This is a genomic window from Micromonospora rubida, assembly GCF_009908295.1.
Lineage (GTDB): Bacteria > Actinomycetota > Actinomycetes > Mycobacteriales > Micromonosporaceae > Micromonospora > Micromonospora rubida.
On record NZ_JAAALO010000002.1, the window covers coordinates 331,586 to 358,541 of the forward strand.

The 26,956-nt window shown below is 74.5% G+C and carries 25 protein-coding genes; 6 read left to right on the forward strand and 19 right to left on the reverse strand.

Translation table 11 applies throughout. From position 1 onward, the window contains the following. The 6 genes from GVV04_RS05885 to GVV04_RS05910 are packed head-to-tail and all read right to left on the reverse strand — an operon-like array spanning nucleotide 1 to nucleotide 4,653. Complete coding sequence (locus GVV04_RS05885) at nucleotides 1-1,041, reverse strand: zinc-dependent dehydrogenase (protein ID WP_161685266.1); 1,041 nt, start codon at nucleotides 1,039-1,041, stop codon at nucleotides 1-3. Next, nucleotides 1,038-1,472 (reverse strand): PTS sugar transporter subunit IIA, encoded by a 435-nt coding sequence (locus GVV04_RS05890; protein WP_161685268.1) that lies wholly within the window; start codon nucleotides 1,470-1,472, stop codon nucleotides 1,038-1,040. Before GVV04_RS05890 ends, GVV04_RS05885 begins: the two co-directional genes overlap by 4 nt. Continuing rightward, nucleotides 1,465-1,773 carry a PTS sugar transporter subunit IIB gene (locus GVV04_RS05895; RefSeq protein WP_161685271.1) on the reverse strand — a complete coding sequence of 103 codons (309 nt, stop codon included), beginning with the start codon at nucleotides 1,771-1,773 and terminating at the stop codon, nucleotides 1,465-1,467. The genes GVV04_RS05890 and GVV04_RS05895 overlap by 8 nt, the downstream gene beginning before the upstream one ends. Nucleotides 1,774-1,778: 5 nt before the next feature. After that, a complete protein-coding gene (gene mtlA / locus GVV04_RS05900) occupies nucleotides 1,779-2,912 on the reverse strand; it encodes a mannitol-specific PTS transporter subunit IIC (protein ID WP_161685274.1) in 1,134 nt (377 codons plus the stop codon). Nucleotides 2,913-2,969: 57 nt separating this feature from the next. Further along, complete coding sequence (pfkB, locus tag GVV04_RS05905; RefSeq protein ID WP_161685277.1) at nucleotides 2,970-3,878, reverse strand: 1-phosphofructokinase; 909 nt, start codon at nucleotides 3,876-3,878, stop codon at nucleotides 2,970-2,972. Between the two features lie 13 nt (nucleotides 3,879-3,891). Next, nucleotides 3,892-4,653, reverse strand: a complete 762-nt coding sequence (locus tag GVV04_RS05910; RefSeq protein WP_161685280.1) for a DeoR/GlpR family DNA-binding transcription regulator — start codon at nucleotides 4,651-4,653, stop codon at nucleotides 3,892-3,894. A 54-nt stretch (nucleotides 4,654-4,707) separates the two neighbouring features. Between GVV04_RS05910 and GVV04_RS05915 the strand changes: the two genes are divergently transcribed. Beyond that, complete coding sequence (locus GVV04_RS05915) at nucleotides 4,708-4,956, forward strand: hypothetical protein (protein ID WP_161685283.1); 249 nt, start codon at nucleotides 4,708-4,710, stop codon at nucleotides 4,954-4,956. On the opposite strand, the gene GVV04_RS05920 is transcribed toward GVV04_RS05915, so the two are convergent. After that, complete coding sequence (locus tag GVV04_RS05920; RefSeq protein ID WP_161685286.1) at nucleotides 4,929-5,735, reverse strand: Fpg/Nei family DNA glycosylase; 807 nt, start codon at nucleotides 5,733-5,735, stop codon at nucleotides 4,929-4,931. The genes GVV04_RS05915 and GVV04_RS05920 overlap by 28 nt on opposite strands. 256 nt (nucleotides 5,736-5,991) lie before the next feature. Here GVV04_RS05920 and GVV04_RS05925 point away from each other — a divergent pair, with 256 nt between their 5' ends. The 3 genes from GVV04_RS05925 (at nucleotide 5,992) to rocD (ending at nucleotide 9,403) form a co-directional block, all read left to right on the forward strand. After that, nucleotides 5,992-6,846 carry a DUF308 domain-containing protein gene (locus tag GVV04_RS05925; protein ID WP_328822226.1) on the forward strand — a complete coding sequence of 285 codons (855 nt, stop codon included), beginning with the start codon at nucleotides 5,992-5,994 and terminating at the stop codon, nucleotides 6,844-6,846. 527 nt (nucleotides 6,847-7,373) lie between these two features. After that, nucleotides 7,374-8,189: a dimethylargininase gene (gene ddaH, locus GVV04_RS05930; RefSeq protein ID WP_201753091.1), complete on the forward strand. Its 816-nt coding sequence runs from the start codon at nucleotides 7,374-7,376 to the stop codon at nucleotides 8,187-8,189. Further along, nucleotides 8,189-9,403, forward strand: coding sequence for an ornithine--oxo-acid transaminase (rocD, locus tag GVV04_RS05935; RefSeq protein WP_328822289.1), 1,215 nt, complete (start codon nucleotides 8,189-8,191; stop codon nucleotides 9,401-9,403). The genes ddaH and rocD overlap by 1 nt, the downstream gene beginning before the upstream one ends. A 78-nt stretch (nucleotides 9,404-9,481) precedes the next feature. Here the strand turns inward: rocD and GVV04_RS05940 are convergent, their stop codons facing one another. Both GVV04_RS05940 and GVV04_RS32105 read right to left on the reverse strand, forming a co-directional pair. Further along, on the reverse strand, nucleotides 9,482-10,633 hold the full coding sequence (locus GVV04_RS05940) for an FHA domain-containing protein (protein ID WP_201752978.1): 1,152 nt from the start codon (nucleotides 10,631-10,633) through the stop codon (nucleotides 9,482-9,484). Continuing rightward, nucleotides 10,630-10,923 (reverse strand): 4a-hydroxytetrahydrobiopterin dehydratase, encoded by a 294-nt coding sequence (locus GVV04_RS32105; RefSeq protein ID WP_201752979.1) that lies wholly within the window; start codon nucleotides 10,921-10,923, stop codon nucleotides 10,630-10,632. The genes GVV04_RS05940 and GVV04_RS32105 overlap by 4 nt, the downstream gene beginning before the upstream one ends. Nucleotides 10,924-11,138: 215 nt before the next feature. On the opposite strand from GVV04_RS32105, the gene GVV04_RS05945 reads away from it, so the two are divergent. After that, entirely contained in the window at nucleotides 11,139-11,921 is a 783-nt protein-coding gene (locus GVV04_RS05945) for a hypothetical protein (RefSeq protein WP_161685294.1), read from the forward strand. A gap of 61 nt (nucleotides 11,922-11,982) precedes the next feature. Here GVV04_RS05945 and GVV04_RS05950 read toward each other — a convergent pair whose 3' ends face one another. The 5 genes from GVV04_RS05950 to GVV04_RS05970 all read right to left on the reverse strand — a co-directional run bounded on the left by GVV04_RS05950 (nucleotide 11,983) and on the right by GVV04_RS05970 (nucleotide 19,173). Continuing rightward, nucleotides 11,983-13,032, reverse strand: coding sequence for a fatty acid desaturase family protein (locus GVV04_RS05950; protein WP_161685297.1), 1,050 nt, complete (start codon nucleotides 13,030-13,032; stop codon nucleotides 11,983-11,985). Nucleotides 13,033-13,259: 227 nt separating this feature from the next. Then, nucleotides 13,260-16,940, reverse strand: a complete 3,681-nt coding sequence (locus tag GVV04_RS05955) for an SCO7613 C-terminal domain-containing membrane protein (protein ID WP_161685300.1) — start codon at nucleotides 16,938-16,940, stop codon at nucleotides 13,260-13,262. Nucleotides 16,941-16,987: 47 nt separating this feature from the next. Further along, nucleotides 16,988-17,308: a divalent-cation tolerance protein CutA gene (gene cutA, locus GVV04_RS05960; RefSeq protein ID WP_161685303.1), complete on the reverse strand. Its 321-nt coding sequence runs from the start codon at nucleotides 17,306-17,308 to the stop codon at nucleotides 16,988-16,990. A 9-nt stretch (nucleotides 17,309-17,317) separates the two neighbouring features. Continuing rightward, nucleotides 17,318-18,340 carry a 1-acyl-sn-glycerol-3-phosphate acyltransferase gene (locus GVV04_RS05965; protein ID WP_161685306.1) on the reverse strand — a complete coding sequence of 341 codons (1,023 nt, stop codon included), beginning with the start codon at nucleotides 18,338-18,340 and terminating at the stop codon, nucleotides 17,318-17,320. Then, entirely contained in the window at nucleotides 18,340-19,173 is an 834-nt protein-coding gene (locus GVV04_RS05970; protein ID WP_161685309.1) for a patatin-like phospholipase family protein, read from the reverse strand. The genes GVV04_RS05965 and GVV04_RS05970 overlap by 1 nt, the downstream gene beginning before the upstream one ends. Nucleotides 19,174-19,328: 155 nt before the next feature. Here GVV04_RS05970 and GVV04_RS05975 point away from each other — a divergent pair, with 155 nt between their 5' ends. Further along, nucleotides 19,329-20,858 (forward strand): serine/threonine-protein kinase, encoded by a 1,530-nt coding sequence (locus GVV04_RS05975; RefSeq protein ID WP_161685312.1) that lies wholly within the window; start codon nucleotides 19,329-19,331, stop codon nucleotides 20,856-20,858. A 59-nt stretch (nucleotides 20,859-20,917) separates the two neighbouring features. Here GVV04_RS05975 and GVV04_RS05980 read toward each other — a convergent pair whose 3' ends face one another. The 5 genes from GVV04_RS05980 to GVV04_RS06000 form a co-directional block, all read right to left on the reverse strand. Further along, nucleotides 20,918-21,976: a glycosyltransferase family 4 protein gene (locus GVV04_RS05980; RefSeq protein WP_161686706.1), complete on the reverse strand. Its 1,059-nt coding sequence runs from the start codon at nucleotides 21,974-21,976 to the stop codon at nucleotides 20,918-20,920. A gap of 239 nt (nucleotides 21,977-22,215) precedes the next feature. Then, complete coding sequence (locus GVV04_RS05985) at nucleotides 22,216-22,884, reverse strand: BON domain-containing protein (RefSeq protein WP_161685315.1); 669 nt, start codon at nucleotides 22,882-22,884, stop codon at nucleotides 22,216-22,218. A 183-nt stretch (nucleotides 22,885-23,067) separates the two neighbouring features. Further along, nucleotides 23,068-24,642: a trypsin-like peptidase domain-containing protein gene (locus GVV04_RS05990; protein WP_161685318.1), complete on the reverse strand. Its 1,575-nt coding sequence runs from the start codon at nucleotides 24,640-24,642 to the stop codon at nucleotides 23,068-23,070. Between the two features lie 62 nt (nucleotides 24,643-24,704). Next, nucleotides 24,705-26,258: a sensor histidine kinase gene (locus GVV04_RS05995; RefSeq protein WP_161685321.1), complete on the reverse strand. Its 1,554-nt coding sequence runs from the start codon at nucleotides 26,256-26,258 to the stop codon at nucleotides 24,705-24,707. Then, on the reverse strand, nucleotides 26,255-26,956 hold the full coding sequence (locus GVV04_RS06000; protein ID WP_161685324.1) for a response regulator transcription factor: 702 nt from the start codon (nucleotides 26,954-26,956) through the stop codon (nucleotides 26,255-26,257). Before GVV04_RS06000 ends, GVV04_RS05995 begins: the two co-directional genes overlap by 4 nt.

Below are 26,956 nucleotides of genomic sequence, written 5' to 3' on the forward strand. Positions count from 1 at the left end.
CTACGGTTCGATCGTCACCTTGATCGCTTCGCCACGGGCCACGATGCCGAAGGCGTCGAGGGCACGGTCGAGCGGCAGGCGGTGGGTGATGAGGTCGGCCACCGGCACAGAGCCGTCGGCGATGAGCCGCAGCGCCTGCTTGTTGTGCTCGGGGCTGGAGCCGTTGGCGCCGACGATGGCCAGTTCGCGGTAGTGCACGAGGTTGGAGTCCAGGGAGATGACCGGCTTGTCCTTCGGCAGGCCGCCGAAGAAGCTGATCCGTCCCTGCCGCGCGGCCATCTGCACCGCCTGTTCCTGGGCGGCGCCGGCTGCGGTGGCGGTGATGACGACGTCGGCGCCCCGGCCCTCGGTGAGTTTGAGCACCGCGTCGACGACGTCGGTCTCGGCACCGCAGATCGCCGCGTCCGGCTGGACCAGGTTGGCCGCCAGGTCGAGGCGTTCGCGGTTGAGGTCGACGAGGAACACCCGGGCCGCGCCGCGCGCCCGGGCCAGGCGGACGTGCAGGCAGCCGATCGGCCCGGAGCCCACGACGACCACGTCGTCGCCCTCCCCGACACTGGCGAGGTTCTGGCCGTTGAGGACGCAGGCGAGGGGCTCGGCGACGGACGCCTCGGCGAAGCTGAGTCCGTCGGGGATGCGGTTGAGCCCGTCGACGTCGAGGACGTTGTGCGGTACGACCATGTATTCGGCGAACCCGCCGTCGAAGTGGTACCCCATCGACACCTGGCTAGGGCACACGGTCATCCGGCCGCGCCGGCACTCCGCGCACTTGCCGCACGGGATTGCGGCGATGACCTGGACCCGGTCCCCCGGCTGCCAGCCCGAGACGTCGCCGCCAACCTCCACGACCTCGCCGGCGATCTCGTGGCCCATGACGCGCGGCGGGACGATGTGGTGGTGGCCGAAGCGGGAGATCTTCACGTCGGTGCCGCAGGTGGAGCAGGCCCGGACGCGGATCTTCACGTCGGCGGGGCCCGGCGTGGGCTCGGGCGCGTCCTCGATGCGGATGTCACCGGGGGCGTGGAATCGCACAACTCTCACGATGGTTCCTCTTCAAGGATGGTGATCACTTCATCGGCACTTGTCGAGTTTCGTAGCCGCTCCGCCTGCGCCGGGTCCATCAGCACCGAGGCGAGCCTGGCCAGGATGTCCACGTGCCCGTCGCCTGCCGCGGCGATGGCCACGCAGACCCTCACGTCGAAGCCGTCCCAGTCGACGCCGCCGGGGAAGCGCAGCACCGCGAGGGCGTCGCGCTGGACCGATTCCTTGCTGTTGAGCGTGCCGTGCGGGATGGCGACGCCCTCCCCGATGTATGTGGAGACACTCTGCTCGCGGGCGAGCATCGCGTCCACGTATGCCGGGGCGACCGCGCCGGTCTCGACGAGCACCGCACCGCAGCGGCGGATCGCCTCGTCCCGCGATCCGGCCCGCTCGTCGAGCCGGATCGCGTCACGGGACAGCAGCTCAGCCACTCAGCTCACCACCACGCTGCACCGCGTTCACGACCTTGGTGACGGCCGGGTCGCCGATGAACACCTGGATCGGCACGATCACCTTGTCGGGCGCACTGACCCGGGCCCGGGCGGCAAGCCCCCGGTGGCAGATGACGACGTCGGCGTCCGCCGGGATCGAGTTGACCGGCGTGTGCTCGACGGTCACCGCGTTCTTTGCCAGTTGCCGCCGTAGCTGGCTGGCCAGCATCACGCTGCTGCCCATGCCGGCGTCGCACGCGACGACGACCTTCTTGATCTCGGTGCCGTTGATGGTGGGCATGGCGTTCAGACCTCCAGCTTCGCCGACTTGTTGGTGGCCTCGTCCGGGTCGACGATCGTCTCCTCGTCGGGGCCGAGGGGGTCCTCGGCGGGTTCGCCGCGGCCGAAGCCGAGCAGGGCCGAGGCGATCGCGAAGGTGACCGCGGTGGCGATGACGACGCCGAGGACGACCCCGAAGTAGTCGCCCTTCGGCGTGACCGCCAGGTAGGCGAAGATGCTGCCCGGCGACGGGGTGGCGACCAGGCCCGCCCCCGTGATCATGAAGGTGCCGACGCCCGCGGCGCCGCCGCAGATCATGGCGAGAATCAGCTTCGGCTTCATCAGCACGTACGGGAAGTAGATCTCGTGGATGCCGCCGAGGAACTGCACGATGATCGCGGCCGGGGCGCTGGGGCGCAGCGCGCGGGGGCCGAAGACCATGAAGGCGAGCAGCAGGCCGAGGCCGGGGCCGGGGTTGGACTCGATCATGAACAGGATCGACTTGCCCTTGTCCGCCGCCTCGGCCATGCCCAGCGGGCCGAACACCCCGTGGTTGATGGCGTTGTTGAGGAACAGCACCTTCGCGGGTTCGACGAGCACCGAGGTCAGCGGCAGCAGGTCCTTGTCGACGAGCCAGTCGACGCCCGAGCCGGCCTGCTTGGTGAACCACTCGACCACGGGGCCGATGCCGTAGACGCCGCCGATGGCCATCACACCGCCGATGATGCCGGCGCTGAAGTTGTCGACCAGCATCTCGAAGCCGGGGCGGATCTTGTTCTCGACCAGGCCGTCGAACAGCTTGAGGACGTAGGCGGTGAGCGGGCCGATGATCATCGCGCCGAGGATCATCGGCACGTCGGCGCCGACCACGAGGCCCATGGTCGCCACCGCACCGACGACGGCGCCGCGCTGCCCGTGGACCAGCCGGCCGCCGGTGTAGCCGATGAGCACCGGCAGCAGGATGCTGATGATCGGGCCGACCAGTTCGGCAAGGGTCTTGTTGGGGAACCAGCCGGTCGGGATGAACAACGCGGTGATCAGACCCCAAGCGAGAAACGCGCCGATGTTGGGCATGACCATCGCGGCCAGGTGACCGCCGAGGCGTTGCACCGAGGCTCTGAAGCCCTGGCCTTGCACCTTGGGTGTGTAGGAGGAGGTCACGGGGGCATCTCCTTCAGGAGGGGGACCGGGCGGCAGCGGGGGGAGAAGCTCGTCCGGTCAGGGGTGGATGGTGACGGCGTGGCGGAACAGGTCCGCGGGGCCGGGCATGCGGCTGCCGGGCAGGCTCACCGCGGCGGCGCCCCAGGCAAGCCCCTCGGCGAGGGCGGCGGCGCCCCGCGCGCCCGCGGCAAGGAACCCGGCGAGCAGCGCGTCGCCGGCGCCGACGGTGCTGCGGGGCCGGACGACCGGGCAGCTACCCATGACGACCCCGTCGGCGTCGACGAGGACGGCACCGTCGGCGCCGAGGCTGGCCACGACGGTGCCGGCCCCCCACGCCCGCAGGCGCTGGGCGGCGTCGACCACGTCGCCGAGGTCCGCCAGGGGAATGCCGACCACCTCGGCCAACTCGTCGCGGTTGGGCTTGAGCAGGGTCGCCCCGGCCAGGGCGGCCTCACGCAGGGCGGGGCCGCTGGTGTCGACGGCCACCCTGACGCCGGCGGCGCGCAGCTTCCGGCACAGCTGCGCGTAGGCGTCGGCGGGCAGGCCGGGCGGGACGCTGCCGCACAGCACGACCCAGTCGGCATCGCCGGCGCGGGTGAGCACCCGGTCGGTCACCTCGTCGAGCTCCGCGCGGAACATGGTCGGGCCGGGCTCGTTGACCTTGGTGACCGTGCCGTCGGGCTCGGCGAGGGTGATGTTGGAACGGGTCCGTCCGGAGATCGGCACCGCGAGGACCTCCACCCCCTCCGCCTTGAGCAGGCGGATGAGCTGGTCGCCCTCGTCGCCGCCGGACGGCAGCACCGCCACCGACGGCACCCCGTTGGCCAGCAGGGCCCGGGACACGTTGACGCCCTTGCCGCCGGGGTCGAGGTGCGCCGTGGCGGCCCGGATGACCTCGCCCCGGGTGAGCGAGTCGACCTCGACGGCCCGGTCGAGGCTGGGATTGAGGGTGACGGTGACGATCATGCCCTGCCGGCTTTCATGCTCGTGCCACGCGGACGCCTGCGGACTCCAGGTCGCCGACCAGGTCGGAGTCGGCGCGGCTGTCGGTGATGAGCAGATCGAGGTCGGCCAGCTCGGCGAACCGGGCCAGGTAGTCGTTGCCGATCTTGGTGTGGTCGGCGACCAGTACCGTGCGGCGGGCCGCACGGACCATTGCCCGCTTCACCGCCGCCTCGGCCGGGTCCGGGGTGGTCAGGCCGCGCTCGACCGAGATGCCGTTGGTCCCGATGAACGCGACGTCGACGTAGAGGTCCGCCAACGGCCGCAGCGCCCAGTCGTCCACGGTCGCGAGGGTCTTCCCGCGGACCCGTCCGCCCAGCAGCAGGACATTGAGGTTGGCACAGGTGCCGAGGGTCGTGGCGATGACCGGCGAGTTGACCACGACGGTCAACTCCCGGTCGACCGGCAGCAGCTGGGCCAGCCGGGCGGTGGTGGTGCCGGCGTCGAGGATGATCGCGCCCTCCTCGGGCACCTCGCTCAGGGCGAGCTTGGCGATGCGCTCCTTCTCCTCGATGAGCACCGCGTCGCGCGCCGCCAGGGCGGGCTCGAACCCGATCCGTTCGACCGGGATCGCGCCACCGTGGACCCGGCGTAGCACCCCGGCCCGCTCCAGGATGGTGAGGTCGCGCCGGATGGTCTCCGGCGTGACGCTGAGCTCCTCGGCAAGGCCCGCCACCTCGACCCGGCCCTCGGTGCGGGCCATGCGAAGGATCTCCTGCTGCCGCTCTTCGGCGTACACGATGTTGTTTCACCGCCGTTTCGTTTTGCTTGTGCTTTGTTTACGCCCGGATGAGTGGGAAGTCAAGAGGTCGGCCACAGAAACCCACACCGCCGGGCCGAGCAGTTGGGTCCGCTGGCGAGCGCCGGCTGCTGGACACCGCGCTGGGGCAGGGTCCGGGGCTGGGGCGGGGTCCGGGGCTGGGCGATCGGGCACACCCGGGCCTGGAGCATCGCCGGGGGCGCGGTGTTCGGCCACCAGATCGAGACGGCCCGCTGGCTCGCGGGCTTGGCCAGCTACCGCTGGCAGGTGGGGCACCAGTAGAGGTTGCGCCCGGCGAGGTCGCCCCGGCGCACCTCGCCGGAGCAGACGTGGCAGGGCTGGCCGGGGCGGCGGTAGACGTACACCTCGCCGCCGTGCCGGTCGACCCGGGGCGCCCGGCCGGTGACCTCCGGCAGGTGGGCATCCCGGACGGTGTCGATCCGGCCCACCTCGACGGCCCGGGTCATCAGCGCCACCAGGTCCGCCCACAACTCCCGCCAGAGCGCCGGGGTCAGCTCCCGGCCGGGCAGCAGCGGCGGCAGGCCGGCCCGGAACAGCGCCTCCGTGACGAAGATCAACCCCGTGCCGGCCACCACCGACTGGTCGAGCAGCAGCGCCGCGAGCGGGGTCGGGCTGCGGGAGATCCGGGCGTACGCGCGGGACGGGTCGGCGTCGGCGCGCAGCGGGTCGGGGCCGAGCCGGTGGCGCAGCGCCGCCACCTCGGGCGGGGTGAGCAACTCACAGGCGGTGGGGCCGCGCAGGTCCAGCCAGTGCGCGTCGCTGGTCAGCCGCAGCCGCACCTGGCCGACGGGCGGCGGCGGCTCGCCCGGCCCGTCGGCGAACCTGCCGTACAGGCCGAGGTGCACGTGCAGGGTCAGCTCGTGCGCGTAGTGGTGCAGCAGGTGCTTGCCGTACGCCTCGGTGTCGTCCAGGACGGTGCCGGACAGCCGGGCCGCGCCCTCGGCGAAGCGGCCCTGCGGGCTGGCGGCCTGCACCTTGTCGCCGGCGAACAGTTCGGCGTGCCGGGCGGCGAGGCGGTGGATGCTGTGTCCCTCTGGCACGCCGCAACGGTATCTCCGACCGCCGACCGCCGACCGCCGGTCCCGCCGGCCGGGCGCGGGTCACCCGAGCGCGATCCTGACGCGACCTCCGTCCTGTCGCCCCCACCACCCAATCCGGTTCCCGGCGACGGCAGCGCCACCCCGAACGGGTGGTGGAAGTGTCGGCGGGGCTCCGGTTGGGTACCTCGGACGCCGTACCGCGTGGCTGCCGACCGGCGCTTCCGAGGCCTCCACGCATGGATCAGGAGGTGATGAGGTGAAGATTCCTTCGCTGTTGTCCCGCCGGAACGAGCCGGCGACGACGAACGACAGCAACGGCGACGGCCACGTCGACGAGTTCGAGAGGGCCGTCGCGACGGACACCGGCAGCCGCCCCGACGGGCGGCCGGTGCTCACCGACCGCGGCGACGAGCAGACGACGTACCGCAGCAGCACGACCGCCAGCGACGGCGAGCGGGCCTCGGACGCGGAGCGACAGGCCGCGGAGCAGGGAGCCCGGGCCCGCGCCGCGACCGCCCGCGCGGCCACCGCCCGCACCCCGGACGGCGAGACCAAGCGGCCGACCACCGGCCCGTCCACCGCCACGGCCGCCCCCACCACGACCGGTTCCCCCACCACTGAGCCGACCCTCGACCTCGACCGGAACCGCACCGCCGGACGGCCGCTGCCGGCCGACCCCACGAACGGACAGCCGGCGGGCCGGGGCCGTACCGCCGAGCCGTCGACGCCGGTGGACCGCACCGCTGCCGACGGCGAGACCCGGCCGGGGCCGGCAGCGGCCGGGCCGAAGCCCCGGTCCAGCCTGCTCGCCACCCTCGGCCTGGTCGTCGGCGTCGCCGGGGCGCTCGCCGTGCTGACCGGGACCCTCGCCGGGTACGGCATCGCGATCGGCGTGCTCGGGGCGGTGCTGTCCGTGTTCGGCCTGCTCGCCACCCGGCGTCGGCACATCGCCGGCAAGACCGACGCCCTGCTCGGCATGGCCTTCGGCGTCGCCGCCGTGGTCCTCGGCGTGCTGGCGATGACCGGCCAGTTCGACTGGCCGACCACGGACGGCGACTGGGTGCAACGGCTCCGTGAGTGGCTCGACTCACAGTTTGTCGACCGCTTCTGACGGGCAGTTGATCTCCGCCGGCGGTTCGCCGGCCCAGCCCGACCAGTCTGGTGGTTCACCAGCCGGGCACATCCTCTTTCGGGGGGCGGCGGTTCGCCGCCCCCCGAAACACGTCCGGGCCCGCCTCCCCACCGCCACACCGTCTTAACCAAAACACCCCCACCCGTCCCACCCCACCCCACCCCTTCCCCGCGATCTTGCACTTTGGGCCCTCGGTACGCCCGTTGTGCCCCTTTCGCCCGGGCCGCAACTGCAAGATCGGCGCGGGAGGGGTGGGGTGGGCGGGGTGGAGCGGCGGGGTGGGGCGGGGTGGAGCGGCAGGGTGGGGCGGGTGGGGTGTTGATCGAATAGTGGTCTGCGCAATGAATCGTCGGGTGGGGCCTGCTATACGCAATGATCAGTCGGTCTACGCAAGTTCCACCGGTGGATGTCGTTGACGCCGGCCGCATACCGTTGGGCCACGGCGCCAGCCCCGTGGGCCGAAGGTGGCCGGGGCGCGCCCGACCCCTGGGAGCAGGACAATGACGATGGACGCCACCAGCCAGCGCTTGCTGATGTGCCGGCCGACGTACTTCGCCGTCGACTACGCGATCAACCCGTGGATGGACCCCACCGCGCCGGTCGACGCCGACCTGGCGATCCGGCAGTGGGAGGAGCTGCGCGGGATCTACCGCGAGCTGGGCCACACGGTCGAGGAGATCGCCCCGCTGCCCGGCCTGCCCGACATGGTCTTCGCCGCCAACGGCGGCACCGTGATCGACGGCCGGGCGATGGCCGTGCAGTTCCGCGACCCGCAGCGCGCCGACGAGGCCCCCGCCTACCGGGCCTGGTTCGAGGCCGCCGGCTTCGACGTGTACGACCCGAAGCACGTCAACGAGGGCGAGGGCGACATCCTGCTGGCCGGCGATGTCCTGCTGGCCGGCACCGGGTTCCGCACCGCGCACGCGTCGCACGCCCAGTTGCAGGAGGTGTTCGGCTATCCCGTGGTCACCATGCAGCTCGTCGACCCGCGCTTCTACCACCTGGACACCGCGCTGACCGTGCTCGACGAGCGGACCGTGGCGTACCTGCCGGAGGCGTTCTCGCCCGGCAGCCAGGCGGCGCTGCGCCGGCTCTTCCCGGACGCGGTCCACGCCACCATGGCCGACGCCGAGGTGCTGGGCCTGAACGCGGTCGGCGACGGGCGGCACGTGGTGCTGCCCGCGCAGGCCACCGACCTGGCCGCGAAGCTGCGCGACCGGGGCTACGAGACCATCGGTGTCGACCTGTCCGAGCTGCGCAAGGCCGGCGGTGGACCGAAGTGCTGCACGTTGCGGCTCCGTCAGGGAAAGGCGAGCAATTGATCGTGGACGACAGGCTGCGGACGCCGGGCGCGGTCCGGGACGCCGAGCGCTTCACCGCGCACAACTACCACCCGCTGCCGGTGGTGATCACCTCCGCCGAGGGGGCCTGGCTCACCGACGTGGACGGCCGGCGCTACCTGGACTGCCTCGCCGGCTACTCGGCCCTCAACTTCGGCCACCGGCATCCGGGGCTGATCGCCGCCGCGCACGCGCAGCTCGACAGGCTGACCCTGACCAGCCGGGCGTTCATCCACGACCAGTTCGCCGACTTCTGCCGCGAGCTGGCCGAGCTGTGCGGCAAGGACCTGGTGCTGCCGATGAACACCGGCGCCGAGGCGGTGGAGACCGGGATCAAGGTGGCCCGCAAGTGGGGCTACCAGGTCAAGGGCGTGCCGGCCGGGCAGGCGAACATCGTGGTGGCCGAGGGGAACTTCCACGGCCGCACCACCACCATCGTCAGCTTCTCCACGGACGAGGACGCGCGGGCGGACTTCGGGCCGTACACCCCGGGCTTCACGGTGGTCCCGTACGGCGACCTGGACGCGCTGGCCGCCGCCGTCGACGAGAACACCGTCGCCGTGCTGCTGGAGCCGATCCAGGGCGAGCAGGGCGTGGTGGTGCCGCCGGAGGGCTACCTGCCGGGCGTGCGCCGGGTCTGCACCGAGCGCAACGTGCTCCTCGTCGCCGACGAGATCCAGTCCGGCCTGGGCCGGACGGGCACCACCTTCGCCTGCGAGCACGAGGGCGTGGTGCCCGACATGTACCTGCTGGGCAAGGCGCTCGGCGGCGGCATCGTGCCCGTCTCCGCAGTCGCCGCGAACACGGACGTGCTGGGGGTGCTCAAGCCGGGCCAGCACGGCTCCACCTTCGGCGGCAACCCGCTGGCGTGCGCCGTCGCCACCGAGGTGGTCCGGCTGCTGGCCACCGGCGAGTTCCAGCGCCGCTCGGCCGAGCTGGGCGAGCGGCTGCACGCCGGCCTCCAGTCGCTGGTCGGCAAGGGGCTGGTCGCCGTCCGGGGCCGGGGCCTGTGGGCCGGCCTGGACATCGACCCGACGCTGATGACCGGCCGGCAGGCCTGCGAGCGGCTGATGGAACGGGGCGTGCTCGCCAAGGACACCCACGGCTCGACGCTCCGACTGGCCCCGCCGCTGGTGATCACCGCCGAGGAGATCGACCACGCCGTGGCCCAGCTCGCCGCCGTGCTGGCCGGCTGATCCTCTCGTACGACAGCGGCGGGCGTCGGGACCACGGTCCCGGCGCCCGCCGTCGTGCGTCCGCCCCGACGGCCCGGGTCAGGGCCGGGGCAGGCGCATCGCCATGGTGGGGGCCTCGGCCATCACCGAGGTGGGGGTGAACGGGGCGCCCGTCGGAAGCTCGTCGGCGCGGCCGATCTGCACCCCCGGGTACAGCTCGACCATGTCGTTGGCGGAGAGCACCCGGGACTGCTGCGGCCTCAGCGGAATCCGGTCCGGCTCGGCCAGCGAGCCGGACGGGCGGATGCCCGAGCCGTTGGTGCTGACGTCGGTGACGATCACCTCGCCGACCCGCAGCTCGAACCGGACGTGGCCACGGCTGATCCAGCGCCGCGCCTCGTCGTTGAGCCACTGGCCGAGCACGATCCCGCCCTGCTGCTCCGGCGCACGCCCGACCAGCACCGACTGCCCCTCGGTGAGCACGAACCGGCGGCGGATCAGCCCGCCGACGCGCACAGCCAGCACCTCGGTACGCGGGCGCGGCCCGGCGTCGCCGAGCCGGGCGCCGTGCCGTGGGCAGGTCGGCACCCCGCCGCGCAGGGTGGGTGGCGGCTGCCCGGCCGGGGCCCGCTCCACCCGGGCCAGGTCGGCGAACGCGCCGCCGCCCCCGCCGCCGCCGAACAGGGCGCAGCCCGGCTCGGGGCAGCGCCACTGCCGGGCGAGCAGCTTCGCGCCGGTCGCCGAGCGGGTGCCGGCGATGGGCACGTTCCCGCCGCCGACGTGGCCGATGAACACCGGCCCGCCCGCGCCGGGCACCGGTGCCAGCACCCGGCCGGGCTGCTCGGCCACCCATGGGAACCGGCCGCGCAGGCCGTCGAACCGGGCCCGGCTGAGCACCGGCAGCCCGAGCAGGTCGGCGACCTCCAGCATCCGGTCGCCCGGGTTGTCGAGCACCTCCACCAGGCCGTCGTCGGCCCAGCGGCGGACCACCATCCGCTCGTTGGACGTCAGGTCGGCGTCGGAGAGCAGCGCCCGGTGCACGATCGCGTAGACCGGGACGCTGTCCTCCTCCAGGTCGCGGGCGAGCGCGTCGATCACCATGCCCAGCCGCAGCAGGCTCGCCGGCCGGCCGCCGTCGAGGTCCTGGTACCGGATCACCTCGGCCAGGTCGAGGACGGCCCGGGCCAGCGACGGGTCGGTGCAGACCCGCCCCTCGATGGCGTCGAGCACCTTGCTGATCTCGAATCTCATCGGGCACTCCGGACGATGTCGTCGATCCGCCGCGCCAACTCCAGGTCACGGTCGGTGATTCCACCCGCCGAGTGGGTGACGCATCGGAAGGTGAGGGTCCGCCACCGGATGTCGATGTCGGGGTGATGGTCCAGTTCCTCGGCCACCTCGGCGACCCGGTCGACCACGGCGATCGCCGCCGGGAAGCTGCCCAACTCGGTGGTACGGCTGATCCCGGTCGGGTCCCCCGTCCAGTCCGCCAGGCCGCCCAGCCCGTCTCGCACCGCCTCTGCGGTGAGCACGTCTGCCATGGCCCCGACCCTACCGGCTGTGCTGTGCGACCGGCTCTCCCGCCACCTCGTCCACCCCCCGCCGACCTGCGCGGACGGGCCTGTCAGGGCACTGGGCGGGCGAAGGCGGCCGCTGACGGACCAGCGGTTGTCGCCCCGGCCCGCTACGCTGGCCCGCGGCCCGGCCGGGCAGCCACGCCGCCGCCCGGCCCACCCTTAACGAGGAGTCATCCACAATGAACACTCGACGGCTGGCAACCACGGGGGTCGCGCTCGTCGCCGCGTTCGGTCTCGGTCTCGGCCTCACCGGCTGCGGCAACGAGACCGGAGGGGACGCACCAGCCGGCAACGGCAATGCTGGCGCGAGCGCGAGCGCGGCGCCCGCGAGCAGCGCCCCGGCCGACGCGCTCGCCGAGCTGACCGCCGCCGCGCTGAAGCTGAACGAGCAGAGCGTCCGGATGACCATCAAGTCCTCGGTCATGAACGGCGGCGGCCTGATGGACCCGCGGAGCAAGTCCGCCGACATGACGCTGGACCTGGGCGCTCAGGGCGGCAAGATCCGCATGGTCACCATCGGCGACGACATGTGGCTCAAGGCGAACAGCATCTCCAAGAAGTGGCTGCACATGGACGCCACCAAGCTCGGCGCCAACGGGCAGCTGAACCTGATGCCCGACGGCGACCCGGGCGGCGCCAAGAAGATGATCGATGGCGTGGTCGACGTGAAGAAGACCGGCGAGGGCGCTTTCTCCGGCACGCTGGACTACACCAAGGCCAACCCGGATGCCAAGGACATCAAGGCGCTCGGGACGAAGGCCAAGGCAGTCCCCTTCACCGCGAAGACCGACGCCGAGGGCCGGCTCGTCGAGCTGGACGTGGACACCAGCGTGCTGCTCGCCTCGCTGGGCAAGATGACCACCACGTACTCGGACTTCGGGGCCACCGTGTCGCCGGAGAAGCCTGCGGCCGGCGAGACCGAAGAGGCGCCGGAGTCGCTGAAGAAGGCGTTCGGCGGCTGACCTGTGCGGAACACCGGGACGGGGCGGTGCCGGTCGGCGCCGCCCCGTCCCGCGTCCGGGCTCAGCCGCGCAGCGGACGTCCCACCTCGTGCAGGTGGGCGAGCGCCTGCCGGTACGACTCGACCAGCCCCGTCTCCGCGTACGGCAGGTCGAGCTCGGCGCAGTACGCCCGCACCAGGGGTCGGGCCCGGCGCAGGTTCCCTCGGGGCATGTTCGGGAACAGGTGGTGCTCGATCTGGTAGTTCAGCCCACCGAGCGCGCTGTCGACGAACCGGCCGCCCCGCACGTTGCGCGCGGTGAGCACCTGCTTGCGCAGGAAGTCGAGGTCGTCGTCGGCCGTCGGCATCGGCATGCCCTTGTGGTTCGGGGCGAACGCGCAGCCCATGTAGAGCCCCCACAGACCCTGGTGGACGGCGATGAACGCCAGCGCCTTCCCCGGCGACAGCACCGCGAACAGCAGGCCGAGGTAGCCGATGGCGTGCGCCGCGAGCAGCAGCCCCTCGACGATCCGGTGCCGCATCGGCGTCGCGTACCGGCCGTCCGCCCCCCGGGCGACCAGCGCCCGCACGCTCGCCACGTGCAGGGCCAGCCCCTCCAGCAGCAGCATCGGGAAGAACAGCCACGCCTGCCGGCGGGCCACCCGGCGGCCGAACCCCCGGGTCGCGGCGGCCTGCTCGTACGTCCAGACCAGCGCCCCGGCCCCGACGTCCGGGTCCTCGTCCTCATGGTTGGGGTTGGCGTGGTGGCGGTTGTGCTTGTCGACCCACCAGCCGTAGCTGAGCCCGATCGCCAGGTTGCCGGCGAGTAGCCCGGTCACCTCGCTGGGGCCCCGGCGGCGGAACATCTGCCGGTGCCCGGCGTCGTGCCCGAGGAACGCCACCTGGGTGGTGGCCACCGCCAAGCCGACCGCCACCGCGAGCTGCCACCACGAGTCGCCGACCAGCGGCACCGCCACCCAACCCGCGACGAAGGCCGCCACGGTCAGCGCGATCCGGGCCGCGTACCCGCCTGGCCTGCGGTCCAGCAGACCCGCCCGGCTGACCCGCCGGGACAACTCCGCGTAGTCGCTGCCCCGCCTGGCGGGCCGGTCCACTGTCGCTGCACGCACCATCTGGGCTCCTGCGTCTCCACACCGAGGCACGCCGGACGGCGTGCCCTACCGTCAGTCTGCGGGCGGCCGGTTGCGCAGCGTAACCCGGGCATCCCCCGTCTCCGGGGTAGGGCGTGCCCTACCTCGCCCCGCCCGGGCTCCCTCCGGCCCCGCCCCGCCCTACCCCGATCCCTCGGCCTTCGCCCTGTTCACCGCGCCTGCCCGCACGCGGGGAACCGCCGGCGGGTTCACCCCATCCGGCCGACCACCGCCCGGAGTCGGGCAAGATCGCGCCGACGCCGCTCGTAGGTGGCGGCCAGGCCGATCAGGGCCAGCCCGCCGACGGCCAGGAAGATCCAGCGGGGCAGCAGGTCCCAGCTACGCACCAGCTCGTGCAGCGCGAGCAGGGTCAGGGTGATCCCGCCGAGCAGCACCGGCGCCTGCCAGCGACGGGCCGACCCGGCCAGCACCACGGCCAGTGCGCCGGCCCCGAGCAGCAGCCGCCGCCAGGGCTGCGGCTCCGGCGCGAACAGCACCGACACCAGGCCGGGCAGCAGCGCGGCGGCCAGCCCCGGTCCGAGCGCGAGCCAGCTGTTCAGGCCCGGCCGGGTGCGCAGCGCCACCACCCCGGCGGCCAGCGCCACCCCGGCCGTCGGCAGGGTGTACGCCTCCAGCAGCACCACCCCGCCCGCGCCCAGCAGCAGCCAGGTGCCGAGCAGCTCGCTGCCCCCGGCGATGCCCGCGAACGCCCACCGCCGCCCGGTCGGCTCGCCGCGGCGCAGCAGCCGCAGCCCCACGGCGACCCCCCAGAGCACGCAGACCGCGGCGGCATGCCGGGGCGACCCGCCGGCCAGCAGCACCGCGAGCAGGGCGACTGCCTGGGCGGCGGCGTCCAGCGCCGGGCCCCGGGCCGGGTCGCGCCCGGCCGGCAGCGCGGCGACGGCCAGGACCAGCACCGCGACCGTCAGCACCGCGAACGAGGCCGAACGCAGCGGCAGGCTCGCCGCCAGCGCGGCGGTGACCGCGAACCCGGTCGCCGCGCCGACCGCCACCAGGGCCCCGCCCAGCCGGACCGGGCCCACCCGGCCCCCGACGGCGACCGCAGTGGCGGCCACCACCAGCGCGCCGAGGCCGGCGAGGGTGCCGACACGGGTGGCGAGCAGCCCGGCCAGCCCGAACGCGGTGGCCACCAGCCCCACCGGCACGGTGACCGGGACGAGCAGCGGCCGGGGCCCGGCGAGCGCGGCGGCCAGCAGGGCGGCCAGCCCGGTGAGCAGGAGGACGGCCGGCACCACCGGCCACGGCGTGCCGGCGGCGACCAGCAGCACCGGCAGCGCCGCCGCGGCGAACGGCAACGCCGACAGCAGCACGCCGGCCAGGGTCCCCCCGCCCACCGGCGCCCCGGAACGCCCCACGTCGGCCGGCCCTCCGGCCCGCTTCCAACCCACGAGCACGGCCGCCAGGGTGAGCACGAGCAGGGCCACGCCGGCCGGGGTGGCCTCCGAGACCGTCCCACCGGTCGGCGCGCCGGACCAGGGCAGGACCGGCCCGCCGTGCGGGGCGACCAGCGCCGCCACGACCGCCGGGGCGGCGGCGAGGAGCGCGATCACGAGCAGCACCGTGCCGGCGACCCGGGGCGCGTCCGTCGGGTGGGTGCCCGGCCCGGCGAGCACCGCCAGCAGCACAGTCAGCGCGGCGTAGAGCGCCACCGGCTCGTCGGCCCGTACGACCAGCGGCGCCAGCCCGGCCAGCGCGGACCCGACGGCGAAGGCGGTCGAGGCGTAGCCGGTCAGTTCGGGCCACCAGCGGCGAACGGCGCGCAGGCCGACCAGCGCCAGCCCGACGGCGGCAAGTGCGGCCCGAGCCTGCCACCAGGGTGCCGCCCCGGCCGCGAAGCACGCGACGGCCACCGTGCCCTGGACGGCCAGCAGCGCGACGGCCAGGGCGGCCCCGCCGACGCCCCGGCCGACGCCGGTGGCCCGGCGGCCCCGGGCGGCGACCGCCGTCCCGACCAGCACGACCGCGCCGAGCAGCACCGCCTCCCCGGCCGGCGTGGCCAGCCCGACCAGGAGGGCGTGCCCGACCAGCGCCCCGCCGGCGACCGCCGCCACCAGCGCCTCCCACCAGGGCCGGGCCCGGGTGACCGCGTACAGCAGCAGGGCCGCTCCGACGACCAGGTCGGCGGCGGGCACCGCCGGCCACGGCACCGGCCCGACGCCTGTGATTGCGAGGGTGCCGAACGCGACCGCGAGCACCCCGGTGACCGGCCTCGTCACCCGGGGCAGCAGCACCGCCAGGGCCACCGCCGCCAGCACCACGGCGACGGGGACCTGCCACCCCCACGACAGGTCCGGAGCGGCGCCGACGCCCCGCCACGGCGGCAGCGCCCGGCCCACCGCGACCGCGCCGAGCACGACCGCGAGCAGCGCGGCGACGTGGGCGGCCCCGGTGGCCACCACCAGGGCCCCGACCCGGGGGCCGGGCCCGGCCAGGCGGGGCAGCGGCCGGACCGCGCCGACCAGCGCGAGGGCGATCAGCGCCGTCGCCACGGTCAGCAGGTTCGGCCGCAGCTCCGCCACCGGCCGGAGCAGCGCCAGGGCGAGCACCGGGACCACCGCACCGGCCGTGATCGCCCGGAACAACCGGCCGCCAGCGACCAGCGCCGCGCCGAGCAGCGTCAGGGCCACCAGCAGCAGCGGCCCCCCGGCCAGCAGCGGCGTGCCGGCGGCCCGGCCCAGGGCGAGCGGCACCAGCGCGCACCCCGCCGCGGCGGCCAGCGCGACCCCGTGGCCCAGCCAGGCCAGTACCCGCCCGGCGGCGACGGCCGACCCCCCGGCGGCCGTCGCCAACACCGCCGGCCCCCCAACCACCGGCCCCCCAACCACCGCCGGAACCGGACCGACCCACGCACCGGGCACCCCCGTCGGCCCGGGACCGATCGCCACACCCGGGCCGCGCAGGGCGGCGACCACGGCCAGGTTCAGCGCCGCGACGCCGATGAGCACCAGCGTCCACCCGGCCGCCGAGGGGCGGGCCGGGGCGGCGAGCAGGGGCAGCACCGGCTGCACGGTGAGCAGCGCCGCGAACCACGGCACCGTGAGGCGGGTCAGCCGGCCGTAGCCGACCGCCAGCGCCGCGCCGGCCCCCCCGACCAGCGCGGCGTAGCGGGCGGCCGACCAGCCGGCCACCCCGAACAGGTCCACCGACCAGGCGGCGTACCCGTCGAGCACCACCAGCAGCAGCCCCACGGCGGCGAAGGTCTCCGCAGTGCCGCGCAGCCCGCGCCGCGCCAGCAGCGGCGGGACGGCCAGGGCGAGCGCGGTGAAGGCGAGCAGGATCAGCGCCCGGCCGACGACGCCCACGGCGGCCCACGCGACCGCCGTGAAGACCACCGCCGCGGTGCCGAGCAGCAGGCCGCCGAGGACGAAGAGCAGCCCCTGCACCGTCCGGGTGGAGGTCTCCGCCCCGCCGACCGGCGCGGCCGGCACCGGCCGCTGCGGCGGCACCGGCCCGGGCGACCCGGCCGGAGCCGGTCCGGCGCCCCACACCGCCGGGCCCGGCACGGGCCGGCCGGGGGCGACCGCAGGCGCGGATGCGGGAACGGGCCGGGCGGGACCGACGGCGGGCGCGGGCGCGGGAACGGGCCGGGCCTGCGGCGGCGCGGCCGGGCGCGGGGCGCCGGCCGGGGTCACCGCCCGCACCAGGGCCGCCAGCTTCGCCCGGCGGGCCTGCGCCGACCGTACCGCCCCGGCCAGTTCGTGGTACGCCCGGCGGGCCTGCTCCACCCGCCCGGCGAGCAGGACGATCTCCCGGTCGAGCCGGATCACCTCGGCTGCGGCCGGGTCAGGCGCCCGACCGCAGCGCCGGCAGCCGACGCGCAGGTCGGCGGGGGCGCCGCACCCCGGGCAGGGGTAGCCAGTGGTGTCCACCCGGCCATCGTGCCGACCGTGATCCACCCCGCCCAGAGTGCGGGTACTCAGGGGCGGGTCTGCTCGTGCACCCAGGCCGCGTAGTCGGGGTTGCCGCTCTCCGCCCGGCTGACCAGGATCTCCGGCACCTCGTACGGGTGGGTGGCGCGGATCTGGTCGACCAGCGCGTTCACCCGGTCCGGCGCGGTCTTGAACAGCACCGACCACTCCGAGCTGGTCTCCACCGCGGACCGCCACCAGTAGGTGCTGTCCACCTGGCCGCCCACCTGCGCGCAGGCGGCGAGTCGACCGGCCACCGCGGCGGCCGCCAGAACGTCCGCGACGGAGCGGCTGTCCACCACCGTCGTCACCACGCTGATCTGCTCCACGACCGCACCCTACGCGGCGTCGACCCCGTCGTGGTGCGCTGCGATCCATTCGTCGATCCGCGCCCACCAGTCGAAGAGCCAGTCGATGCGCTCCTGCTTGCCGACGGGGACCTCCTCCGGCGGCACGGACCAGAACCGCATCACGATCCGCTTGTCCATCGGCAACTCCCGCCAGACGTCGGCGACGGTGAGCATCCGGTCCAGCCCAGTGTGCGCGACGAAGATCACCCCGGCGTCCGGGGCCGCGTCCAGGGCGGCGAGCAGCCCGCCAGGCTGCGGCGCGAGCACGTGCTGCATCCGTTCGGCGCGCAGCGCCATCCGCTCCAGCCCCAGGGACCGCAGCCGGTCGATGGCCCGCAGCCTGCGGCGCGGGGTGAAGTTGCCGCCCTCCGGGAAGATCACGAAAGCGTCGTTGTCGTCGAGTCCGGTGGCGAGGTGGCCGATCTGCTCGGCCACCGGCCCGTCCCGGTTCCCGGCCGGGGCCAGGAACCGGGACGGCAGCCGGTTGAGCAGCACGTCGATGGCCGGGTCCCACTGGAGGCTGTCCTTGAGCACGATCCGGGGCTCCCGGTGGAACCAGTTGACCAGCGCGTGGATCAGGATGAACGAGTCGCCGGGCCCGGCGTGCCGGCAGAGCACCAACTCGGGTCGGCCGGGCAGCGCAGTGTCCGGGTCGGTGCCGACCACGTCGATGCTCAACCGCAGCGTCCACCGGGCCTGCCAGAAGAGCACCCGGAGGAACCACCCGGCGAGCACGTAGTGCGCCCGCTGGAACGGCGGCGTGCGCTTCCACACCCCGAAGCCCGAGGCCAGCCAGAGCACGAACAGGGCGAGCAGCGCCGCCGCGTCCCAGATCAGGTAGACGCAGCCGATCCAGAGCAGCCGCAGCGGCCGGAGCCGGCCCGGCACCAGCGGGGACAGCGCCAGCGCGGCGAACGCCCAGACCGGCAGGGTGGTCACGACCAGCACCGCGAGCAGCACCACACCGGGTGCCAGCAGCAATCGGCGTACCCACCGGGGTGGCAGCGGCATCAGCGTTCCAGGTGGGTGGCCAGGTAGCGGCGGGAGGCGGTGTACGCGCGGCTGATCCGCCGCCCCACCGCCGCCATGTCCCGGTACGCCCACGGGCTGTCCTCGCGCGGTCCCGGCCCCCCGGTCGGCAGCACGTGCACCCGCACCCCCTCGGGCAGCGCCGCCATCTCCCGGGCGAACCGGTGCCGGCGGGCGATCTCGAACGCCACCTGGGCGATCTCCCAGGGCCGCCGGGGCGGGGTCAGCTCCCGCTCGATCCGGCCCACCTGGAGGACGAAGATCTGCCGCGCCCCGACGGCCACCGCCTCGCCGATCGGGATGGAGTTGACGATCCCGCCGTCGATGAAGTGCTGCCCGCCGATCTCGGTGGGCGGCAGCAGCCCCGGCACCGAGGCGGAGGCGAGCACCGCGGGCACCAGCGGCCCGCTGTCGAACCAGTGCTCGGCGGCCCGCTCGATGTTGGCCGCGCAGCACCGGAACGGCACCCGCAGGTCGGCGAACGTGGTCTCCTCACCGAGTTCCGCCTCCAGCAGCCGGCGCAGCGGCCGGGGCGAGTGCAGGTGGGTGCGGGCGGCGAAGCGGCGAAGCTGCCGGGCCACCGAGTCGCCGTACACCTCGCTGGCCTCGGGTGAGGCCCAGAGCCGGACCAGCCGGTCGGTGACCGCCTCGGTCGGGTCGGCGGCCACCAGCGCGCCGTTCACCGCGCCGATCGAGGTGCCGAGCACCATGTCAGGCCGGACGTCGGCGCGGAACAGGGCACGCAGCATGCCCACCTCGACCGCACCGAGAACTCCACCGCCGCCGAGCACGAACGCCACCGGACCGCTGACCATGCCGTCCATCCTGGCACGGCCCGTCCGGTCGGCCATCCACCGCCCGAGCTGCCACCGGCCACGGGCCGGACGGGTGGAACCGGACGGCCCGTTGACACGCTCGACACATTCGCGCAACCTGATACCGCCCCGACACCAGGCAGGTGCGCTCCGTGATGGCAACACTGCACGCCGGAAGGCTGCTGGCCCGCAGGTACCGGCTCATCGACCAGATCGGCGCCGGTGGCATGTCGGTCATCTGGCGTGCCCGGGACGAGGTGCTGGACCGCACGGTGGCGCTGAAGGTGCTCGCCCCCTCGCTGGCGGCGGACGCCCGGTTCCGGGACATGGTCCGCGAGGAGGCGCGCAGCGCCGCCCAGCTCGTCCACCCGCACGTGACGGCGGTGCACGACTACGGCGAGACGCTCGCCCCGGACGGCAGCATCACCTCGTTCGTGGTGATGGAGCTGCTCGCCGGGGAGGAGCTGGAGTACCGGCTGACCGAGGGCCCGCTGCCCTGGCCGGACGCGGTCGAGATCGGCGCCCAGGTGGCGGAGGCGCTAGCCGCGGCGCACCGGCTCGGCATCGTGCACCGGGACATCACCCCGGCCAACGTGATGATGACCCCGGTCGGCACCAAGGTGCTGGACTTCGGGATCGCCACCCACATCGGCGCACCGGACGAGGACGAGGACGGCGGCACCTTCGGCACCCCCGCGTACGTCGCCCCGGAGCGGCTGGACGGGGCGCCGACGCAGCCCGCCACCGACATCTACTCCCTCGGGGTGCTGCTGTACGAGATGCTGACCGGGCGGGTGCCGTACCCGGCGGACACCTGGGAGCAGCTCGGCGCGGCGCTGGAGACCGGCGACGCCCCGCCCCCGCTGGAGGCGCCGGGGCTGCCGACCGAGGTGGCCCGTATCTGCCTGCGGTGCCTGTCCCGGGAGCCGCGGGACCGGCCCACCGCGCACCATGTCGCCCTCGCGCTGCGCGATCAGCTCCTGCCGGCCGACCCGCAGGCCGCCACCATGCTCGCCCCGACCATGACCCTGCCGTCGATCGTCGGCCCGCCCGAGCCCCCGCCGGCCCCGGTCGCCGGGCCCACCGGGCCGCCGCCCGTTGCCGTGCCGGTCGCGTCCACTCCGGACACGGCGCCGCCGGCCGGGCGCGGTCGGCGGCGCGTCGGGTCCGATCGTCGCCGCTGGCCGGTGCCGGTGCCGGTGATCGCGGTGGGGGTCGTGGTGGTCACCGGGCTCGCGCTGCTCCTACCGACGCTGACCCGGGACGCGGACCCGCCGCCGCCCGGGGCCGCCCCGCCGGGCGCCCCGATGGTGGCGGCGTCGACGCCCGCCCCGGATCCGTCCCCGAGCGCCACATCCCGGCCGCCCGGCCGGACTCGGCCCACCCCGTCGGCGGCGACCACGCCGCCTGCCCCGTCCGGCGGGAGCCTGGCCGAGGCGGCCAGCCGGATCGACCAGCTCATCGAGGCGGGGGTGGCCGACGGCGGGATCCGCGCCGACGTCGGCACGGACCTGCGCAACCTGCTCGGCCACGCCACCGCCGCAGGCGGCCGGGGCGACCTGGCCGTCGCGGTGCGGCGGGCCCGGGACAAGGTCACCGACCGGCGGCGCGAGGGCAGCATCACCCCGGCGTACGCCCGCCAGCTCGACACGGCCTTCCAGCAGCTCGGCGTGACCCGGGTCTGACCCCTCGGGGTCGGTCCGGGGCGACCCGGCCGGACGGCGCGGGCTCGGGGCGGCCCCGGTCAGCGGGCGGTGACGGGGACCGGACGGCGGGTCGCCGCGTGCCCGGAGGTGCCGAGGAAGTCCCGGTACACCGCCTCGTAGCCCAGGGCCATCCGGGAGGTGGAAAAGTTCTGCGCCACGTGTGCCACGCACGCCACCGGGTCCAGCCGTCCGGCCTGCCGCAGCGCGCCCGGCAGGTCCTCGGGGCGGTCACAGACCAGACCGGTCACGCCGGGGCGGACCAGCTCGGGCACGGCCCCCCGGCGCAGCGCCACCACCGGCGTACCGGTCGCCATCGCCTCCAGGATCACCATCCCGAACGGCTCCTCCCACTGGATCGGCATGATCAGGCAGTGGGCGTCCACGAGCATCCGCAGGGTGGCGTCCCGGTCGGCGTTGAGCACCACGGTCACGTCCTCGTCGAGCATCGGCTCGACCACCTGCTCGTAGTACCGGCGCTCGGCGGGCTCGTTGCACTTGCCGGCGAGCACCAGCGGCAGGCCCGCCGACCGGCAGGCCCGGACCGCCACGTCGGGGCCCTTGTCCGGGCTGAACCGGGCCAGCCAGAGCACCGGGCCACGGCCCGGGACGGCCTTGTGCGGCACGTCCCGGGTGTCGAGTGCGTTGTGCACGGTGCCGACCCACGGCAGCCCCGGGTTCAGCCGGCGCTGGGTGTGTGAGATGGCCACCAACCCGACCCCGTGGTCGGTGCTGCCGAGCACCGTGCCGTACTCGCCGACCGGGTTGCCGTGCACGGTGGCCACGGTGGGCACCGCCCGGCGGCCGGCCACCAGCGGCCCGATGGTGGTGTGGTCGTGCACGAGGTCGAAGTCGTCCGACCCGACGAGGCGGTCGACGCGGGCCAGGTGGGCCAGTTCCGGCAGCGACTCGCCGAGCCGGTCGTACTGGAGGTCGTCGCACGTGGAGACGTATCCGGCCCGGGTGCCGTGCTGCGGGCCGGCTCCGAAGACCGTCAGCGTGTGCCCCAGCTCGACCAGCGCGTCCACCAGCCCGGCGACCACCTGCTCCAAGCCGCCGTAGCCGGGCGGTGGCACGGAGAGCCACGGCGGAACCACCATCGCGATCCTCAACGGGTGCTCCCCCGAGCGGTCGGACGGCAGGTCGTTCACGGCCACGAGTCCTCCCCGTTGTGGTCCCAGTGCGCGTGATCGGCGACGCTTTCCCGCCCGGGACGGTGGTCAAACCGACCGCACGGCGCCCGCGTGGCCCGCGCCGGATGCTGGGCGGGGTGCATGAATGCCTGGCGGGTAGGGCGGCGCTGAGCGGGTACGCCGACACCGAATTCGACAAGCCCCAGCTAGCCGGCCACCACGAGCCGGTCGTCGACGGCCCGCACCCCCGGGGCCGACCAGGCGATCCGTGCCGCCTCGTCCCGTTCCCACCAGGAGCGGACGACGCCGCTGAGGACCACGGTGTCGCCGCGCACCCGGGCCTGCACCCGCTCGCCGAGAATCCGGGACACGGCCCGTTGCACGTCCTGCCGGGCGGGTTCGCCGGTCGGCCGCCGCGCGGGGCCGACCTCGACCAGGTTGGTCACCCCGCGCACGCCCCGCAGCCGGCGCAGCTCCCGTTCGGCGGTACGCCGCTGCCAGCCGAACTCCACCTCGCCCCGCAGGATCAGCCACCCGTTGGCGGCGGTGACGTCCAGCCGTTCGGCCGGCACGAAGCTGTCCCACTCCAGGGCCCGCCCGGCCGCGAGGGCCAGCTCGGTGTCGGTCTGCCCGGGGAGGTCCGGCGGGCGTACCTCGATGTCGTCGGCGACCGCGTGGACGCCGCGGATCCGCTGGGCGCACCGCACGGCCGCCCAGCGGTGGGCGTAGCTGTCCACCGAGCCGGTGAGGGTGACCACGCCGTGCAGCACGGCCACCCCGACCACGGTCGGCGGGACCTGGGGATCCCAGTCCAGCTCCGCGAGGACGTCGCGGTGGATCTGCGGATCGGTCCGGGTGCTCGTAGCCGTGTCCATTGGTTCCCCCTTCCGCGCCACCGCGCGTGGTCACCGTGCCCGGCGAGGGGGTGAGACCGGCTCACCCGGATCGGGTGGGAGCGGGGCGGGGACGGGCTGGAACAGGGAAAAAGGCGGTGGGTGACGGAGCCAACCCCCTTGGCTCCGCCACCCACCGCCCCGGAGGAGGTAGGTCTATTGGTGTTACGACGTCTCGGAGAGCGTTACGGTTGCCGTCGCCGCCGATCCATTTCGCTGATATTTCACCTCGACCCGATCGCCGACCTTGCCGGCCTGGACGGCGCCCACCAGATCGTTGGAGTCGTTGACCACCGTGTCGCCGAACTTGGTGATCACGTCGCCCCGCTGGAGGCCGGCCTTCTCGGCGGCGCTGCCCGGGGTGACGGTCGCGACCACCGCGCCGCCGTCCTCGCCCGGGCTCACGCTCACCCCGAGCGAGGGGTGGCTGACCTTCTCGCCGCGCTGGAGCTTCCCGGCGACGTCCTTGGCCTTGTTGCTCGGGATGGCGAAGCCGACGCCGATGTTGCCGGTGCTCTGCCCGGAGGTGGCGATGGCCGTGTTGATGCCGATCACCTCGCCCCGGGTGTTGACCAGCGCGCCGCCGGAGTTGCCCGGGTTGATCGGGGCGTCGGTCTGGAGCAGCCCGGCGATCGAACTGACGCCCTGGCTCGGATCCTGCTGCTGGCCCTCGCCGGCCTGGATCGTGCGGTCCCGGGCGCTGACGATGCCCGCGGTGACCGAGCCCTGCAGACCCAGCGGGCTGCCCAGGGCCAGCACCTGGTCACCGACCTGCATGCCGTCGCTGTCGCCGAATTTGGCGGCCTTGAGGCCGCTGACCCCGGTGGCCTTCACCACGGCCAGGTCGGTCTTCGGGTCGGTGCCGACGATCTTCGCCTCGGCGGTCTTGCCATCGGCGAAGACCACCCGCACGGTGTCGCCGCTGGCGGAGGCCACCACGTGGTTGTTCGTGAGCACGTAGCCGTCGGCGCTCAGGATCACGCCGGAGCCCTCGCCGCTGCCGGTGGTGATCGAGACCACGCTGTCCTGCACGGCGGCGGCGATCTTCGGCAGGTCGGCGCTGTTGATCACCGGTGCGGCGGAGTAGGTGCGGGTGACCCCGCCCGAGTCGCCGTCCACGGCGAGCGCGAGCGCGCCACCGGCGACGCCGGAGCCGAGCATCAGCGCGAACACCGCGACGCCCGCGCCGGCCAGCTTGGCGATCCGGCTCGGCTTCGGGGCCGGGCCCTGCGCCCACTGCGGGACCTGCTGGCCGGGGTACTGCGGCGGCACCGGGCCGCCCGGGTACGCGGGACTCCCGGCGGGCGGGCCGTACCCGGGGGTCGCCGGCCCGTGCTGGCCCCCCGCCGACCAGCCGGACTGCTGCCCGGGCTGCCAGGGGCTGTTCGGGTACTGCCCGGCCGGCTGCTGCTGCCCGGCGACCGGGTACGGCGGGGCGGACGGGGGGGCGGCCGGCGGTGCGTAACCGCCGTACGGGTGCGGGCCGGGGCCGGAGACCGGAGCGGCCGGACCGGAGACCGGAGCGTGGGGGACGGCGGGCGCGTCAGCCGAGGTGGCGGGCGCGTCAGCCGAGACGGGGGATGGGGTCGTGGGGGCGGCCGGCGCGGCCGGGGCGGACGGCTCGACGGCCGGGGAGTCGGACTGCCCGGGCTCGACGCGGGACAGCTCGGCGGTGGGGTACGACGGCTCGGCGTCGGAGGGCGCCGTCCGCCGCTGCGGGTCGGTCTCGTACTCGGTCATGTGTACACCTTCTCCCCTGCCACTGCGATCAGCCTGGAACCCGCCTGGAAGTTGCCTGAAAGTCACTCGCCCGAATCGTCGATGTCCGGCAGCAGCGGCAGCCGAACCCGGAAGGTCGCGCCCCCGCCGGGGGTCTCGGCGACCTCGACGGCGCCGTGGTGGGCGGCCACCAACGCCGCCACGATGGCCAGGCCCAGCCCGGTCCCGGTGGCCCCGCCGGCCCGCCGGGTGCGGGCGGCGTCGGCCCGGTAGAAGCGTTCGAAGACCCGCTCGGCCTGTTCCGGGGAGAGCCCGCGGCCGGTGTCCGCGACCTCGACCACCGCCAGGTTCCCCGGCTCGGTACGCAGCCGCAGGGTCACCGAGGCGTCCGACGGGGTGTGGGTGAGCGCGTTGGTCATCAGGTTGCCGATCACCTGGCGCAGCCGGGCGTCGTCGCCGAGGACCACCAGCGGCCCGGAGCCGGGCTCGATCTCCAGCTCGATCCGCCGGTCGGGGGCCACCACCCGGGCAGCCTGCACGGCGTCGCCGGCCAGCAGCGGCAGCTCCACCGGGGCGAGCGAGAGCGGGCGCTCCCGGTCCAGCCGGGCGAGCAGCAGCAGATCCTCCACCAGCAGCCCCATCCGGGACGCCTCGTCCTCGATCCGGCGCAGCAGGCCGGCGGTCTCCTCGGGGGCCCGGGCGGCACCCTGTCGGTACAGCTCGGCGAAGCCCCGGATGGTGGTCAGTGGCGTACGCAGCTCGTGCGAGGCGTCGGCGACGAACTGCCGCATCCGCTCCTCGGAGCGCCGGGCCCGGGTCTCGGACGCCTGGGCGGCGGCTGCCGCGTCGCGGGCGCCCGCCTCGGCCGAGCGGGCGGCGATCTCCGAGGCGGCGCGGGCGGTGAACGCGGCCTCGATCTGGGCGAGCATCGTGTTCAGCGCCCGGGACAGCCGCCCCAGCTCCGAGGTGGGGAAGGGCTGCCCCTCCTCCGGGTCGGGCACCCGCCGGGTCAGGTCGCCGCCGGCGATGGCCCCGGCGGTGCGTTCGATGTCCACCAGCGGCTTGAGGCTGGTCCGCACGATCGCCGCGCCGATGGAGGCGAGCAGAATCAGCACCGCCCCGCCGACCAGGAGGTCTATCCAGACCAGCCGCTTTACCGCCAGGTCCACGTCAGTCAGGTGCTGCCCGACGGCGAGCACCCGGCCATCCGACAGCTCCCGGTAGAGCATTCGCCAGCGGCCCCCCCGGTCCTGTGCCTGAACGTTGAACGGTTCGCCCTCCTCGGCGCGGAAGCCGGCCAGGTCGGCCGGGATCGGCGGCAGGTTGTCCGCTAGCAAGCTGCGGTCGTACCCGATGAACCGGGCCTGGTTCTCGTCGGCGAGCGCGACGACGTAGTCGGTGGGCAGCGTCGCCAGCGCACGGCGGGCCTCCAGGTCGGGGAGCACGCCACCGACCTGGGTGCTGGCCGACTGCAACTCGCCGTCCACCTGGCCGATCAGGTAATTGTGCAGGAAGTACGTGGTCAGCGAGCTGATCACCACCAGTGCGGCGGCGACCAGGGCCAGCACCGCCGCGACCAGCTTGATCCGCAGAGGGACGCCGCGCAGCCTGCCCTTCGCCTCCGATACGACGCTCACGCCGCCGGCTTGCGCAGGACGTACCCCACTCCGCGCAGGGTGTGGATCAGGCGGGGCTGGGTGTTGTCGACCTTGCGCCGCAGGTAGGAGATGTACGACTCGACGATGTTGTCGTCGCCCCGGAAGTCGTAGTTCCACACGTGGTCGAGGATCTGCGCCTTGGACAGCACCCGGTTGGCGTTGAGCATCAGGTACCGCAGCAGCTTGAACTCGGTCGGCGAGAGCTGCACCCGCTGCCCGGCCCGGTGCACCTCGTGGGTCTCCTCGTCCAGCTCCAGGTCGGCGAAGGTGAGCCGGGACGGGGCCTGCTCGCCGCTGGCCGTCCGGCGCAGCACGGCCCGGATCCGGGCGGTCAACTCCTCCAGGCTGAACGGCTTGGTGACGTAGTCGTCGCCGCCCAGGGTCAGCCCGCGGATCTTGTCGTCGGTGGCGTCCCGGGCGGTCAGGAAGACCACCGGGGTGCGTGTGCCGCCCTCGCGGAGCATCCGGATGACCTCGAACCCGTCGAGGTCGGGCAGCATCACGTCGAGGACCACCAGGTCGGGGCGGTGGTCCTTGGCGGCGCTCAGCGCGGCGCTCCCGCTGGTCGCGGTCGCCACGTCGAAGCCGGCGAAGCGGAGGCTCGCGGAGAGCAGTTCGAGGATGTTGGGGTCGTCCTCGACGACGAGCAGTCGCGCCTCGGTCTGGGTAGCGGCCAT